Raw genomic sequence first — 16903 nt, 5'->3', positions numbered from 1 at the left:
ATGATTACTCATAAAGTTGTTATTGTTGAAGATTACGTGCTTATTTCTCAAGCAATGAAAGAACTTGTTAATTCTTTTGAGAATTTTAATGTGCTATATTTATGTAGAAACGGAAAAGAATTAGTAACAAAGCTAAAAACTCCTAAAAATGTTCCAAATATAATTTTGATGGATGTAAACATGCCTATTATGGACGGAATAGAAACCACGCAATATTTAAAAGATAATTTTCCAGACATTAAGGTTATAGCGTTATCTGTTGATGAAAACGACGAGACAATTATAAAGATGCTAAAAGCTGGCGCTAAAGGATATCTGTTAAAAGATGTAGAAAAACAAACATTAGAATACGCATTGGAAGAAGTTGTAAAAGCTGGTTTTTACCACACCAAAAGTGTAACAGATATTTTAATAAGTTCTTTAAATGAAGAAAATAAGAAACTCCCAGTACTAAAAGAACGAGAAATTGAATTTATTAAACATGTCTGCACAGAACTGACCTATAAAGAAATAGCAGAAAAAATGTTTTTAAGTCCGAAAACTATTGATGGATATAGAGATACGTTATTTGAAAAATTAGATGTGAAAAACAGAATAGGTTTGGTGGTCTACGCTATTAAACATCAAATTTTTAAGGTCTAGTTAAAATTTATATTACTCATAAAATACTGAGTAACAATAATAGCTCGGAGTTTTGTATACAATTAATTCTGTATATTTAAACTTACAAACCATCCCTTTAGAATATATCTCAAATGAAATATACCTTTTTACTAATTTCCTTCTTTATCCTTAATACCACTCACGCTCAATCTATTAAAGATTCTATCTTTAAGGAAGATATCGTGACTTTAGTAGAAGAAATGGAGTTCATGTATGGTTATGACCAAATGCTTCGTGAGTATACTTTATATCAAACTTTTGATAAGTCGGACACTGACAGAATAGAAAGCCTCCCAGATAGCTTAAATGTAATTGAAATAGAGAAAAGAAAATTTAAATCTGATAGTACAGTGAAATTCATCTGGCAAAAATATATTTTACCAAAAGATATTGAGCATACAGAAAGGATGATTGAAATTACCGAGAAATATGGGTTTCCATCAACTAAAAGAATTAAAATGTACTATGAGGAAGAATTTAATGATCCAGAGTTTAATCCATACATACTTTTAATTCATGCTCCTAAAGAATATTGGAATGAATTAATAACTTTAATGAAAAACGAGTTAGATAATAACCGAATTAGTAAATGTACCTACGGACATATGCTCTGGCATTTTACAGGACGGAAAAGTTTTCAACCAATGTTAGATAATGGCTATGAAATGGTCGAAGAAAATGGAAAAACTATTTTAAAATCAACCTGTCAATAATTTAACCTAAAATACATCTTTATGGAAGTTGCTATACAAATCCTCATAGCTATTATTGCCCTTCTTCATTGCTATATTATGTGGTTTGAAATGTTTGCTTGGGAAACTAAAGGGAAGAAAAATTTTAAAACATTCCCTTCAGATTTATTTCCAAAAACAAAGACAATGGCTGGTAATCAAGGCTTATATAATGGCTTTTTGTCCGTTGGTTTACTTTGGACTTTTTTTTATTAATGATGTGGTATGGAAAAGTAATATTGCCTTATTTTTTCTTTCTTGCATTGCTGTTGCGGGAATCTATGGAGCATTCACTGCAAGTAAAAAAATCCTTTTTGTACAGACTATTCCTGCCTTAATTACAATTGTTTTGATTTTGTTTTACCTCCAAATCCCTTAAAAAGGATATCCAAAAGCAAAGTTTAAAATAGGTTCTTTTAAATCAAAATTATAGCGCTTTTCATATGGTTTATGGATTGGAGCTGCAAGATCAAAACGGATTACAAAACTTTGGATATCTATTCGGACACCAGCGCCAACACCAACCCCTAATTCTTTCATAAATCCTGATGAAATTTCATCACCTTCAATAGCTGGGTTGTCTTTAAGCAACCATACATTTCCTGCATCGGCAAATAAGGCTCCTTTTAGAAAGGAAACAATAGGAAAACGGTATTCCAGATTTGCTTCCAACCGAATGTCTCCTGTTTGGTCTAAATACGAACTATTCTCATCATCAGATAATCGATACGTTCCAGGTCCTAAAGACCTAATTCTAAAAGCTCGTACACTAAATGGTCCTCCAGCATAATATTGTTTTGAATAAGGCATCGTGGTAGAGTTTCCGTAAGCATACCCTATTCCTCCAAAAAGGCGTGCCACCAATGCTTGTTCTCGGTCAATTCTATATCGATATCTAAAATCTACATCTAATTTTGCAAATTGCGCATACTCAAGTCCCAATACTTTTTTTACTCCATCCTCATTGGGTTCTCCACTAATTAAATCTAAAATATTACCCGCAATTTCAAAATTGGTGGCAAAATAAATTGGATGTCGCTTTTCCATATCCGAAGTTTCATTATATATAAAACTATATGTAAGTCCAGCTATAAATTTCTGTTCAAAACTATTGGCTAGAAATTGATTCTCGGCCAATAAATCTTCAAATTCTTGAGAAGTATTAGACAAGCTACTGTAGTTAAAACTTAGAGGCGCTAATTCGTGATACACATATTTATTAGCATTCCAAGTATACCCATAAGACGCTAATAAAGTAGTAGATGTATAAAGGTCTTCTCGATCTAAATATTCGATTCCTGCAGTAATTTTAGTCTTTGGCACCTCATACCCATATCCCAAATCAAATTTAAATGGAAAGATTATTCTAGGAAAAATAAGGTTTGTTTGAAATCCTAATTGCGTACTAGAAAGTCCTGTATCATCACTCCCTCCTGCAATTTGCTTTTCATAACCTACTCTTGCAGAGACATTAAATATTTCACCTCCTCTAAAAAAATTTCTATTTGTATACGCAAGGGCTAAGGCTGGTCCTACATAATTATTAGACTTTGAATTTGCTTGAATTTCTGCTCGTACAGAATGTTTATTTAAAGGCGATAAATATATTTTTGCATCCAAAAGTCCAATAGAATCTCCTTCTTGGAATTCTTTAACTTTATCATAACGGATGGTTGTGTATTTATAAGACCCTATTTTTGCCAAACGATTGCTGGTAAACTTAGAGCGCTGAGGATTGTAATATTGTCCCTTTTCAAATAATACAAATGGAGCTAACCGTTCTACTTTAAAATAATCTGTACTTTGGATATAATTTATCCCTTTGTAATGGATAGTATCTTTCGGAACACTATCATTTTCAACGGAATAATCGGAATAAACCGATACTGAATTTAACTTATATGGTATCTTAGATTTTGCTGGAGTTTCTGTTTTTAAACGTAAAAATAAATCAAACTTTTTTTCTTTATATTGATTTGTATCCGCTTCAAAAATTAAAAAATCTTCATTAAAATTATAATATCCTCTTGCCTTTAAATAATCATCTATTCTTTCTCTTTCTTCTTTAAATTTAGCTAAATCAAAACGGGTTTTATCTGTTAAAACTGTTTGTGAGATTGATTGCTGAATAGAATCATATATTGATAAACTATCTTTATCCAATTCATAATTAGCCAGTTTATAAGGTTCTGCTAAACTAACTTCATAGTGTGTTGACCCAGTTTTTTTCTTTTTTTCTACTGAAGAAGCAATTGCATTTTTAAAGAAACCTCTATTTTCTAATCGATTATTTATAAGCTCTTCGGTACGAGTAACATCTACATCTGATAAATATATTGGCTCTTCTCCTATTTTTTTATTCAAAAATCTATTGATAAATCCTGGATTCTCTTTTTGAGATTTATAATGTGTAAGTAATCCCCAACGAACTCCCAAAAATTTAGAATTAGGTACTGGTCGTAACAAACCATCTAATTCATCTTTAATTTCTCCTAAATCCTTAATTTTTTCTTCTGCCTCTACATCTATAGCTCCTCCAGTATATAACACTTCATTTTCCGGAATATATTTTTTAACACTACAGGCTGTTAAACCTAGTGCTATTAGAAAGAATACTATTTTTTTATATGTTTTTATTTTACTCTTCAATTAGTCTTCTTTTAACTCTTTTTCCTTTTCTTCTTTACTTTCTTTTGCTTCTTCCTTTTTCAATGCATTCTCTTTAGCTACTTCTTCTCTTACCTTTCTTTCCCAAAGTTCTTTAAACTTATTAAACTCCTTATTAAAAATAATTGAAATTCCAGTAACTATAAGCTCTCCATCAATAACACTTTCAAATTTATTTTTTCGATAACCTCGTAGACGATATCTTCCATCTTCGGTAATTAAATATTCCAATCCTACATTTCCTATAACAGGCGCATTTCCATCAGAATTTTGATTACTCCCTTGGATATCTACTTCACTTCCAACCTGCACCACCAATCTATCGTTAAACAAACTTTTGCTTGCATTTATATCTAATTCTGTACGGTCTTGCGGGGAAGCCGATTGATAATCGGTATAACTATCTAAACCAAAATCCAACTGTACACCTGTATTTCCTAATATTTTATCTGAAAACGCATTTAATTGATCTGAAAGCACATCATTTACATTATCTCTAGCAATAGAGGCTGGTCCACCAGCACTTCCATCGCTTCCAGATGATGGGAAAAAACGATTCATTACTAATAGTGAAAAAACTTGTTTATTTAATTCTTCTTCTTGATTATTTAACTGTTGAACAGAACTATAAACATCTCCTCCAGCGGCACTTTGCTCATCTTCTGGCATGTCTAATTTAAACGATAACTCTGGACTTAACAGCTCTCCTTCCACATTTAAATATACTAAGAACGGGTATTTTTGTCGGTAAGTATTTAAATCGGTTGTACTAGCATTGGAGATTTGAGTAGCCATTAAAGCAGATGCTGAAGTTTCAACATTATAAATAGCTTTAATATCTAAAATAGCATCCAACGGATCGCCATTCCATGTAATTTTACTTCCTTGAGAAATATCAAACCTCCGTTTTACAATATTATAAAGACTCGCCTCATAATGTCCATTATTAACTTCATATTGTCCAGAGAGGGTTGTTCTTCCATTAGGTTCCATTTTAAAGTTAAACTCTCCAGTACCAGAAACTTGTAAATTATCTCCTGTCCTTTCGTTTATTACAATTCGGAAAACAGAATTTTTATCTACCGAAATTAAAGCATTAATATCTAAATTATCTAGAATTTCTGTGGGAGATGCATGCGCTTCTTTTCTTGTTAGGATCTCATTTTCGTTTTTTCTGTTGACAAAAATTACCACTCCTTCTCTTTCATTTAAATCCAATTCAGATTCTGGAACAATTACTGTAAATTTTGAATCTTCTTTAATTTTTAGTTTTCCATCAATTTTAGGAACTTCCAGATTTCCTTTTATAGTTATATCTGTATTTAAGCTTACATTTCCGAAAAACAAATCGTTATCTTCTCGGGTAGAGTTCAATACCTTAAAGTTAGACGCTTTTAAACTTAAATCGAAAGTTGGATTTATAAAGTCTTCTGTTAAAATACTTCCATCTAAAACAAAGTCATTATTATCTTCATCCTTAATAGAAAAATTATCTAGACGAAAACCTTTGTTATCGAATGTAAGGTTTTGCTGATCAATTTTAAATATAGAATTTAACTGATTAACAAGCATTTCAACGCCATTAAAATTTAAGTTTCCATTGTAAATAGGATCAGAAGTTGTTCCTGTAAGCTTGGCTTTCCCTGTAATATTTCCTTTAGCATTTGAGATCTCTCCTTGCGCAAAACCTTCAATAGCTTTCATTTTTAAATCGTTAATCAGTAATTCTAAATCCAATTTAGAATTATTTTGAGAGGCTATATAATTTCCTGTAAGGTCTAAATCGATATTCCCTTCTTTAAGTCCTAAATCAAAAACATAATCTTTATAGTTTTCTGAAGAAGCATTCAACGCTAGTTTCCCTAATGGCACTTTTAAGGCTTCAAATTCATCAATTGTTAAATCTGCTTGTAACCCAGCATTATTAAAAGGATCTTCAATATTTAAAACTCCTTTAACCACCCCTTTAACAATAGGCTCTTCAGGGTTTAGAAAACTCAAAATGGTATTTAATTTAAAGTTATCAAAAGACAAACCAACAATAGGTTTTGAGTCTGCTGATGTTGTTTTTACTATCGCTATTTTCTGTCCATTATTTGTTAAGGTAAAGTCTTGAACCTCTATATATTTTGGAGCATACACAAGTTCATTACTGTTGGGGATTGTCCAATTTTTCCGATTAACAACTAAAGTATTAGGATTAATATGGTAATGAATGGTATCTCCAACAAAGTTTACTTCAGAATTTACTTGAATTAAAGTCTCCCCTGCTGTATTGCTATTAAAATCGAGCAATAATTTCTTAGCCTTTAAAGTTCCCTTAAGCGTGGTTTTATCAATTAAAAAAGGAGAAGATTCAATTCCACTCCACCCTAAATTAAAATCTAAATCTTCCTGAGTTCCATAAAAATCTAAATATAAACTATCTACTACACTTGTATTATATTTTATGTAAGGGGCGCTTATTTTTGCATTCAGTTTTTTCTGAGATTCATTAAAATCTATCGCTACATTTATAGAATCCATCTCTTCTAACCCTGGAAGGTAAACCTTACTCAATGCAGTAGTGTGCCTTACTAATACATTCATTTTCATAAGAGTATTAGTATTTCTTTTAAGAGTAGTAGTGTCTACAGCTATAGTATCGTTTACATCTTTCCAATACCCAGAAAATTGCTCTTGCAAAGCTTCAATTAAAATAGATGGCTTAGCATTTGCCTTTAAATCGGCTTCTAAAATATCGCTGTTAATCTTTAAAAGGGTACTATCGTTTTGAATAGCCGTTTCAAATTTAAAATCGCCAATAGTATATGATTGATTTTTATAAACTGCCACCCCTTCTGTTATTCCTCCATCTAGTTTAAAGTTGGATAAATCTCCAGTATAATCTGCATTTAGTTTAAGTCCAATGCGGACATCATTATTTGTAATTCCCAAATTGTATAAATCGGCTCCATTTAAATCTAGTAAGATTTTGAATTTTGATTTCAACGTATCCAAAATCATATGCGTATTAAGGTCTAAATCTAAATTATCATCTTTAAAAGCAATATTTACATCTCCTTCTCCATTTTTTATATTTCCATTGAATTTCAACTTCGAAAAATCATAACCGCTATATGTTAAAGAATCAAATTTAGATTCTAAAACAGCATCTAACGTATTTAAATTATTACCTTTTCCTGAAGTTTTTATAGCAAAAGATAAGATTCCTATTTTATCATTTTTAAGAATTTTCCCTAGGTCTAATTCTTCTACATCAAGATTAGCATTAAATACTAATTTTTGTTGGTTGTTGAAAGTTCCATCTAATGTTACAGTTCCATCAGACGACTTTAGAATTGTATTTGCTTTTATATTATTTAAACCTCCCTGAAAACTCCCAACAAGCTCAAGTGAGTCTGGCACTGAAATTCCCAACGAATCTTCACTAATAAAATTAACAATATCGCTTTTACGAGTATTCATTTTAAAATTGGGGATATAGAGCTTTAAACTGTCAGGATTAGTTACCGATTTGGCACTTCCCGATAAGGATATAGAAGTGCTTTCTCCCCAATTTAGATTGCTTTTCTGAAGATTAAGACTGTCTAAACTCCCTCTTAAATTTAGGGTTCCATATAGATTTTTTGTAGCGAGAGAATCCAAATATGCATTTGCTTCTAAATCTGGCTGAAAATAATAAGCATCTTGAATGTTAACTCTAAAATTTGGGAGCTCAATGTCCATTATGGCCGACTCAAAACTATTTATAAAGCTATCCATGGAAGCATACCTTATTTTTGCCGAACCTGATAAATTGCTCCTTCCTGTTACAGCATGTAGGGAGCTTAATTGTAAAGAATTATCATCCAGATCTAATTGAAAATTTAAATCTTTAAGCTGAAATTTATTATGTTCTAAAAAAGATAATTCATTTAATTTCAAACCTGCCTTTGCGGGTTCATACAAAATATCTTCCGAAGAAAAATTAAATTGTTTTAACTGGATATCGTTTGGATTAAAACCACTGGAAACCACCGCATTTGAAGGAGTCTTGAAATTAATTTCATTATTTTGAAACACAATGCTATTCACTTTTATTTTCCAATCTGGCCAGTTAAAAGCGGATTCCTTTTGAATTGAAAGTGTGTCTATAGGTTTAGGAATACTCGAGTCTATATATGAAAATTTGGTGTTTGATAAATTAAATTCATCCACCTCTATTTCGTTATTACTCAAATCAGTTTTAGGAAGTTCTAACGCTAATTTTCCTAAATCAATATTCATCAACATAGCATCTACTTCCGAATTATATTCAGCTTGAATATTTTCAAAGGCTATATTTGAAAAACGCAAATAAGGTAATGTGCTTGTTGATGTTGTATCTTCTTCTTCCTGAAAAGCTTGGTGTTGTATATAGCTGATTTTACTATTAGAAAACTCAAAATTATCCACTTCAAAACGCAATGTTTCCAGATCAAAAACATCCACATCTAAGAACAGATTCCCAATAGTAGTTCTTAAATCGATTCCCGAAAATTTATCATCATAAACTACTTTTAAAGTTTTTAGATCTATATTTCCTAAAGTAATCTTAATGCTTTGAGAAGTAGTGTCTACAGTTGTAGAGTCTGAAGAAGCAAAAGCATTTACAATAAAATCAAAGTTAAATTCTCCCAAAGTATCACGCTTAATATTAGCGTGTAAACCAGTCCAATCTATATGCTTTAAATCTACCTCTGTGCCTCTAATTAATGGCAATAAAGCAGTAGCAACCTCCAAGTTTTTAGAATATATTAATGTATCCCCTTTTTCATCTTCAATATAAAGTCCGTCTAAAGAAACATTTCCAGAGAACGTTATATAAAGCCTGTCTATAGAAACTTCTGTCTTTATTTTATTGGATAAATACGTTACTGCCTTTCCTACAATTAAGTTCTGCCCCCAAGGGGTTCTTACCAAAAGAACTAACACAAAAAATAAAAATAATAAACCCACAAAAATTCTTAGTAAAATTCTAAGAAAACGAGACTTTATAAATTTTTGTTTTTTTGGCATAAGTAGTTTCCCTCATTTCTATATTTTGAGGTTGATTAACAAAGATACATTGTTGTATGTATAATTTTTATAAAAGTATTTAAAAATAGTATTTAGAATTAAGTACTAAGTAGCTAGACAGTTTATTATAAAATAATAGGTAATCTTTTTGCCACGAATTCACTAATACATTTTTTTAAAAATAGTATTTAGAATTAAGTACTAAGTAGTTAGACTTTTTAGTATAAAATAATAGATAATCTTCTTGCCACGAATTCACTAATACATTTTTTTTTAAAAAATAGTATTTGGAATTAAGTACTAAGTAGTTAGACAGTTTATTATAAAATAAAGGATTCCCTTCTTGCCACGAATTCACTACTATTTTTTTGAAGAAAAATAGTATTTAGTTAAATTTATGCTGACTTGAAGAGGTTAAACTTATAACATTATTCCAAATAGAAAAGAAGTAAGTCGCATTCTCAAGCTTTTTAAGGCATGAGAAATATGAGTCTCTACAGTACGCTTGGAGATATTAAGCTGATTTGCTATTTCTTGATTACTCAAATTTTCTTCGCGACTCAGTTGAAAAATTTCACGACAACGATCTGGTAATTCATGAATTGTATTGGTAAGCATATTGTTTGTCTGACTATAAATAAGATGATCGTCGGTAGCAGTTTCTGCTGCTATTTCTTGGAGATATTCTTTATGCTCATTACTCAAAACTGAATTTCTAAGTTCTTTATAAACGCTAAACTTAATGGCTTGTTTTAAATAGGCTTCAATATTAGTACTCTCTATTTTTTTTCTTCGCTCCCAAAAATTTATCCAAACTTCTTGTACTAAATCTTTGGCTATAGCTTCATCATTTAAAATAGACTTTGCCAATACAAAAAGAACTTCCCAATAACGATTAAATAACAAATGAAATGCTTTTTCATCATCGTTTTTTATACGTTCCATAAGTTGGTTAGCAGAAAGTGGAGCGGTGTTATTCATGGTTTTCAAAATAAAGAAAAACACTTCCTTTTTGAGTTAACTTAAGGTAAACTGTAGGCTATTTTAGCGTTATTAAATTTATTATTTGAAGGGAAAAGATAATATATGGCCTTTCGAAAATTACAGTAGACTACCTCACTTCTCCCATAAAAAACCCTGCAGAAATTCTACAGGGTTTATTGGAAAAAAAATCAACTACTTTTTTGGATTGCCTCCAAAAAGTACACAAATGAAACTCCTTAGTGATGGAGTTTTAACTATTAATTAGCATTCACTGCTGATTGAGCTGGCAAATCTAATCTGTAACTACTTGTTCCTGTATATGTATTTCCATACATATCGGTTGCTTTCACTTCAATTTTGTGAGTTCCTGTTTTTAATTTTGTAGGAATTTTACCCTTCCATAGATGTTTAGAATCTATTGGATTAGACGACCTTCTTCCTGGCATTAATTTATCGGTTAAATCCCATTCATACACTAAAACCTCATACGAAGGATCTTGCTCTTCAACATATTCCATTGGTTTCCAATCTCCTTCATCTATTCGGTATAAAACCTCATCATTTTCACTTCCTATAAAAAAGTTTACATAAATCCCAGCTTTAGTATTTCTTCCTTCAGCAACAACTTTAGGAACAAAAATGTTCATTTGATAGTCTGCTGGTTTTCCTGCTACTTTATATTTTACTTCATATTGATTTCCTTTAAAATTAATAAAAGCATATCCTTTTGGAGTTCCGTCTCGCATTACAGAAATTGGGATTCCATTTTCATCTAATTTCCCAGAATACCAATCGCCTGAAGTAGTTCCTACATTATAATGATGATGTGGTTTTTCTTGATGCCATCCAGATTCTTTATCAAAAAAGTCTTGACGTTGAATATGGGTATGCGCCGATAAAGAAAGAGTATTTGGATAATCTTTTAGTAAATCGAATAATTGCTGACGGTCTTCATCTCTATAAGAATCTCCTTCGGGTTCACTAATAGGAATATGAAAAGCCAAAACTATTAAATGGTCTTTAGGTACATATTTTAAATCGTTTTTTACAAAATCCAATTGGTCTTTTCTAAAACCACCCCAATACCCTTTCTCATCGCGTGGGTCTGGGTATAAAACATCATCTAAAACAATAAAATGCACTTTTCCTTCATTAAATGCATAATTTGCTGGTCCAAAATGTGCCTCATAAGTTTCATCTGCTAATTGGTCTTTATTAGCATCAAAGTTTAAATCGTGATTCCCTAATAAATTATACCAAGGAAGTCCCAATTCTTTAACTGCTTTTATATACGGATTAAACAAACTCAAATCGTTTCCTACCAAATCCCCCATACTCAAACCAAATGACACATCCTCCGTTTTGGTAACATCTTCAACAATTCCACGAGCAAAATAATTTACTTCCTCTAGTGTATACGGTTGTGGATCTCCAAAAATAAGTGCAGTAAAATCGTTTTTTTCTTCTGAAGAAATTAACGGAAAATTAATCTCTTTTGGTAATCTTCCTGTAGGAGAAACTCCCTTGAACTTAGCCTCTGGAGAACCTTCTGGCTTATGGATATAGAAAAATTGAGATAAGTTATCTTCATTTACATTAATAGCATAATAAGATGGTTTGATAACAGAAATAATGGCGTCGTTACTAACCGGAAGTTTATATGCCCCTTTTTTATCGGTTTGTACCACTTCCACTCCATTGGTTACAGAAACTCCTTCTATTCCGTTTTCCTTTCTATCTTTTTTTCCATTTTTGTTGGTGTCGTTAAACACGTATCCCTTTACGGTAGATTGCCCGTATGTAAAAGATGCAAAGAGAATTACTCCTGTAGTTAAAATTATTTTTTTCATATCTATTTACGTTTATTATTTATCCCACCATACTTTTACATTAATATCATCACCGCCCATTTGTTCTACAGCTTTTTTATAGTTCGCACTATTCATCGTACTTGCCGAAATTGGATAGTAAAAACGTGAAGGCATTTCTCCATCATTTAACATATCTGGAGATTTTGGTAATTTTGGAAATCCTGTTCGTCTATATTCAAACCACGATTGATAATCGTTAAAGTAAAGCGCATAATATTTTTGAAGTATAATACGCTCCAAAGTACCGTTGTACATTGTGAATTCATTATCAAAATATCCATCAGGAACCTCAGCTCCCCATAATTCCATCGCTGCTTTTGTTCCATTTTCATAATGAATTTTCCCATCTGAAATATACCCACGCTGAGCTAGTTCTGCTTTAATTAACTCAACCTCCCCATAAGTTAGGATTGGAATAATCATAGGTGCTATAACTTGATTATTATTCACTCCAGAAGGTGTTGCTATACTATCTGGCAACGGATTATTTCTTTGATCAATAGGCTGACCTATATATCCGTAGTTTTCATCATTCAATCCTCGAGCTACAGTTGCAAAAATTTGAAGTCTTGGGTCGTTGAAATTATTCATATTATCAACAAAAAACTCGCAATAATATCTAAATACACTAAAATCTGATGGCCTATCCCATGGAGATAGGTTTGGTGCTACACCAGTAATTTGTAGAACTGCTGCATCATCATTGGAAGTGAATACAGGATATTTAGTAGGATTATTAATTATATTTTTCATTTTATCAAAAACATCCATTTCTGTCCTTTTAGAAAGTCTCAGTAATAAACGTAAGTGTAAAGAATTAGTAAATTTCTGCCACTTAGAAACATCATTAAAAAATAAAATGTCTTCTGTATAAACCATCCCTTCTGAGATATCATAAAGAGAATTCGCCCTCTCTAAATCTTCTAAAATGGTTTTATATATGTCTTCTTGCTTTGAGTATTCTGGGAAGAAAATATCTTCTTCTCCTCTAGCAGCTTCTACCATTGGAACATCTCCAAATACATCGGTAAGCATAGAAAAAGCATACGCTTTTAACGTAAGAGCAATAGCCTCATAATTTACTTTTTCTTCCCCGATAGCTGCATTCTCCATTTCTATAATATTAGGAATCCATTGGTAATATTCATTCCAAAAACCAGCACCTACATCTTGACGCAAATCGTATAAAAATGGTTGATCTGTTGTTTGGTCTGCACCATAAAACACTTGCATCAAACCAAAGTTTTTATCTCTTGCTTCCTTTGCATTTTCATAAGCCAACCCATAAATAGTAGGATTTAAAGTACTTCCTGCAGTAATCTCTTCTAGTTGATTAGGATGTGTATTGATTTCTTCGAAATCACCAGTACATGAAACTGCTAACATTAATACAAATACAGTTATTATTGTTGATATATTTTTCATTATTCTTTCGTTTTAAACTTAAAAATCAAATTTAACATTGAATCCAAACTCTGTAGGAACAGGCATTTGTCCTACTTCTACTCCTTGATATAAATTAGTACCTCCTGCCTGACCTGCAACTTCGGGGTCGTAAATTGGAAAATCTGAAATTACTGCCAAGTTTCTTCCATAAATAGAAAATTTAGCAGCCTGCAAAAATGTTGGAGTCAAAAATCTTCTAGGAATGGAGTACTCTAAACTTACCTCTCGTAGTTTGATAAAAGAAGCATCAAAGGAGTTTGATTCGGTATTAGCAAGTTTGTAATGCTCATCGTAATAATTAGCTATTGGGAGCGCTACAGTATTTGGAGAATAAGTTCCATCTCCATTGGCTACGACTCCATTTCCTACCAATTCTCCCTCTTCTCTCCCTCGAAGTGTGTGTTCAAGTTTTCCTTGTTGTGTTAATTTATGGTGTGTATGCGAATAGATTACTCCTCCATAACGACCATCAATAGTAATATTCATTCTAAAGTTTTTATACTTTAAATTATTTATAAAACCAGCAGTCCACCTTGGCGTTGTTTCTCCTATATAAATATCACTATCTGTCATTAAAGGATGACCATTAGCATCATACAAGACCTCTCCATCTGGAGAACGCTCATAACCTCTTCCATAAAGTGCATTGGCTGAACCTCCTTCTACACCCACTAAACGAGCACTAGATGAGCTTAACATTTGAAGCTTTCCTTCTAACCTAGGGTCTAGACTAATAACCTTACTATCGTTTGTTGACCAGTTAATGATACTCTCCCATTCAAAACTTTCGTTTTTAATAGGTTTAAAACTAAACATTACTTCAGCTCCAATATTTCTAACTTCTCCAGAATTAATCCATGCAGTACTATATCCAGTAGAATGTGTTAATGGCACTCGTAAAATTTGATTAACCGTAAGTGTTCTATATACTGCTGCATCTAAATTAAATCGGTTTTTAAACATTCTAACATTAAACCCTGCTTCTAAACTTTTGGTAAGTTCTGGCTTTAAGTCTGTATTGTATAAAGTTGTTGGAGCCACTGCCGAGCTTGGAAAAGGATATGGTCCTTTTCCATAATATTTTTTAGTACTGTAACGCGGTGCATCGTTTCCTACTTCTGCATAAGAGAATCTAAATTTTGTGAAGTTAATTTCTTCAGGGAAATTAAACACATCGCTTAATATAATACTTGCATTTGCCGAAGGATAAAAGAAAGACCAATTGTGTTCTGGAAGGGTGCTCGACCAATCGTTACGTCCTGTAAAATCAAGGAAAATAAAATCTTTATAACCAAAAGAAGCCATTCCATATAAACTATTTACTTGTTCATTACCATCATAAGCACTGGTAAAAAGATTAGTTCCATTTGCAAGGTTATAAATACCTGGCGTTTCTAAACCTTCAGTCCAAGAGTCCAATCTTCTATATTTATACTTCATTACATTTCCTCCTATAGAACCAGAAACATCAATATCTTTTCCGAATTCATTTTTATAGTTTAAAAGGAAATCGGTGTTTATTTCTTCACTATAAATACTTGTTTTCTTAAAAAAACCTGTTGCATACCTATTTATATCGTATGGCCGTTGTTGCTCTGTTCCTTTAGAATAGCTATTTAAAGCCCCACGTAACATTAAGTTTAACTTTGGGGTAATTTCAATATCAGCTTTTACATTTCCTGTAACAGAGTTTTGGTCTAAAGAATTTGTAATTTCATAAGCCATTGCATATGGATTATCTATATAACCACTAAATGGGCGAATCATATCTACCTGTTCTTTTCCCTCTTTCCAAATTGGCTCATACCAAGCTAAATCTACATTTGGATTTTGAAAAATCATAAAGTATGCTATTGAATGGTTGTTATAACCTTGCCCGGGTAGATTATCACTCTGTCGCTTTCTATAATTTACAACCGAACTCAGTTTAATAGCATTGGACACTTGGTAATTTCCATTTAAAGAAACCGCCATTTGTTCATAACCAGTATTTGGCATAATCCATTCATTTTTTAAATGTGTAAGAGACGTTCGCATGGATCCTTTTTCTCCTCCTCCTTGAATAGATACATTTTGTGTATATGTTGTTCCTACTTGCCAAAAATCTTTACGATTGTCTTTATATGGTTGCCAAAGTTGACGCTCTGCAGATTGCCCTTCTATAGTTGGATCGTATTGGTAGTAATATTGTCCTTCAAATTTAGGTCCAAACGCTGAACTACTTCCCCCTGTACTTTTACCATCTTCTGAAGCTCCATAAGAATAATAAAGACTTCCATCTGGCTTTACATAACTTCCTTTTCCGCTTCCCTGTCCATATTCGTATTGCCAATCTGGCCAACGTGTAATTACATCAAACTTTGTATTAGAACTAAACGATACTCCTAACCCTTTTTGATTTTTACCAGATTTAGTAGTAATAATAATTACCCCATTAGCAGCTCTACTTCCATATAATGCTGCTGCTCCTGCTCCTTTTAATACAGAAATATTATCAATGTCTTCAGGGTTTATATCTGCAATTCCATTACCAAAATCTACTGGAGTATCATTAGAAGCATCTCCCCCCATATAAGAATTTGAAGCACCAGAAGTTGGTAAGTCACTATTTACAGGAACTCCATCTACTACAATAAGTGCAGCATTTGCACCAGGATTTAATGAATTATCTCCTCGAAGTTTTATTTGTTGAGAATTTAACGGCCCTCCTAACGATTGAATTGAAAGCCCAGGAACTTTACCTCTTAATGCTTCAGACCAATTATTAGTACGGGCATCAGTTAATTGCTCTGACTGTACCGTTTGCTGAGCATATCCTAGCTTTTTCTCTTCTCTTTTTATCCCTAAAGCAGTAACAACAACCTCGTCCAGTTCTGATACATCTTGCTCTAATTTAATTTCGTAAAAAGTTTTATCTCCTATGATAAAGGTAGTTGGTAAAAATCCTACATAAGTAATTTTTACTTCGTCTCCTTTTTTAGCTGTTATGCTAAAATTCCCATTAAAATCGGTTACAACCCCAATGGCTTTATTATTTACTTGAACACTTGCTCCTGGTAATGGTACGCCTTCTTGGTCTACCACCAATCCTGTTACAGTTACTTGTTCCACAACTTGTACTCTTTCTCTAATTGGAAAGCTCTTTATTTTTGAAACACTTATTAATTCGTTTACTCTGTAAAAACGTAACTGTTTTTCTTTTGAAATAGATTCTAATAAATACAATAAATTAACCTTTCCAGAAGCGGTTAAAATAGTAGTATCCGTATTAAGGTAATCTTCAGAAATTACAAAATTATAGGCTGTTTCTGCTTCTATAATTTCAAATAACTCTTCAAGTTTATAGCTGTTCTTTTCTAAAAGAATATTAGAACTCTTTAATGCCTGTCCGTTTATTTCGGTAGCAAATAAACTATGCAATCCTAAGACTATTATGATGTAAAAGGTGGAAATACGCATAATTAATTTATGACATTTACTTGCGTTTTTTTTCATATTTTT

Annotated in this window: 8 protein-coding genes and 1 pseudogene; 3 read left to right on the top strand and 6 right to left on the bottom strand. The window is 32.0% G+C overall.

The window, feature by feature from the left end:
* The 3 genes and pseudogenes from JOOMADRAFT_RS18835 (at nt 1) to JOOMADRAFT_RS18825 (ending at nt 1773) form a co-directional block, all read left to right on the top strand.
* On the top strand, nt 1-642 hold the full coding sequence (locus tag JOOMADRAFT_RS18835) for a response regulator (protein WP_008616260.1): 642 nt from the start codon (nt 1-3) through the stop codon (nt 640-642).
* Nucleotides 643-755: 113 nt separating this feature from the next.
* A complete protein-coding gene (locus JOOMADRAFT_RS18830; RefSeq protein WP_008616258.1) occupies nt 756-1376 on the top strand; it encodes a hypothetical protein in 621 nt (206 codons plus the stop codon).
* Nucleotides 1377-1397: 21 nt separating this feature from the next.
* Nucleotides 1398-1773, top strand: a pseudogene (locus JOOMADRAFT_RS18825) (DUF1304 domain-containing protein).
* On the opposite strand, the gene tamL reads toward JOOMADRAFT_RS18825, so the two are convergent.
* The 6 genes from tamL to JOOMADRAFT_RS18790 all read right to left on the bottom strand — a co-directional run bounded on the left by tamL (nt 1770) and on the right by JOOMADRAFT_RS18790 (nt 16897).
* Nucleotides 1770-4043 carry a translocation and assembly module lipoprotein TamL gene (tamL, locus tag JOOMADRAFT_RS18820; protein WP_008616248.1) on the bottom strand — a complete coding sequence of 758 codons (2274 nt, stop codon included), beginning with the start codon at nt 4041-4043 and terminating at the stop codon, nt 1770-1772. The pseudogene JOOMADRAFT_RS18825 and the gene tamL overlap by 4 nt on opposite strands.
* Nucleotides 4044-9101 carry a translocation/assembly module TamB domain-containing protein gene (locus JOOMADRAFT_RS18815; RefSeq protein WP_008616246.1) on the bottom strand — a complete coding sequence of 1686 codons (5058 nt, stop codon included), beginning with the start codon at nt 9099-9101 and terminating at the stop codon, nt 4044-4046.
* A 420-nt stretch (nt 9102-9521) separates the two neighbouring features.
* Nucleotides 9522-10082, bottom strand: a complete 561-nt coding sequence (locus tag JOOMADRAFT_RS18810; protein ID WP_157136797.1) for an RNA polymerase sigma-70 factor — start codon at nt 10080-10082, stop codon at nt 9522-9524.
* A 260-nt stretch (nt 10083-10342) separates the two neighbouring features.
* On the bottom strand, nt 10343-11935 hold the full coding sequence (locus JOOMADRAFT_RS18800) for a calcineurin-like phosphoesterase C-terminal domain-containing protein (RefSeq protein ID WP_008616243.1): 1593 nt from the start codon (nt 11933-11935) through the stop codon (nt 10343-10345).
* 15 nt (nt 11936-11950) lie between these two features.
* On the bottom strand, nt 11951-13381 hold the full coding sequence (locus JOOMADRAFT_RS18795; protein ID WP_008616228.1) for a SusD/RagB family nutrient-binding outer membrane lipoprotein: 1431 nt from the start codon (nt 13379-13381) through the stop codon (nt 11951-11953).
* An 18-nt stretch (nt 13382-13399) separates the two neighbouring features.
* The gene (locus tag JOOMADRAFT_RS18790; RefSeq protein ID WP_008616227.1) at nt 13400-16897 is read right to left on the bottom strand and encodes a SusC/RagA family TonB-linked outer membrane protein; all 3498 of its coding nucleotides are present in this window, start codon (nt 16895-16897) and stop codon (nt 13400-13402) included.
* Between the last annotated feature and the right edge of the window lie 6 nt (nt 16898-16903).

The sequence above is a fragment of the Galbibacter orientalis DSM 19592 genome (genome assembly GCF_000260115.1).
In the GTDB taxonomy this organism is placed as follows: Bacteria; Bacteroidota; Bacteroidia; order Flavobacteriales; family Flavobacteriaceae; genus Galbibacter; species Galbibacter orientalis.
The sequence above is the reverse complement of the archived record's forward strand: the minus strand, read 5'-3'. Positions and strand labels throughout refer to the sequence as shown.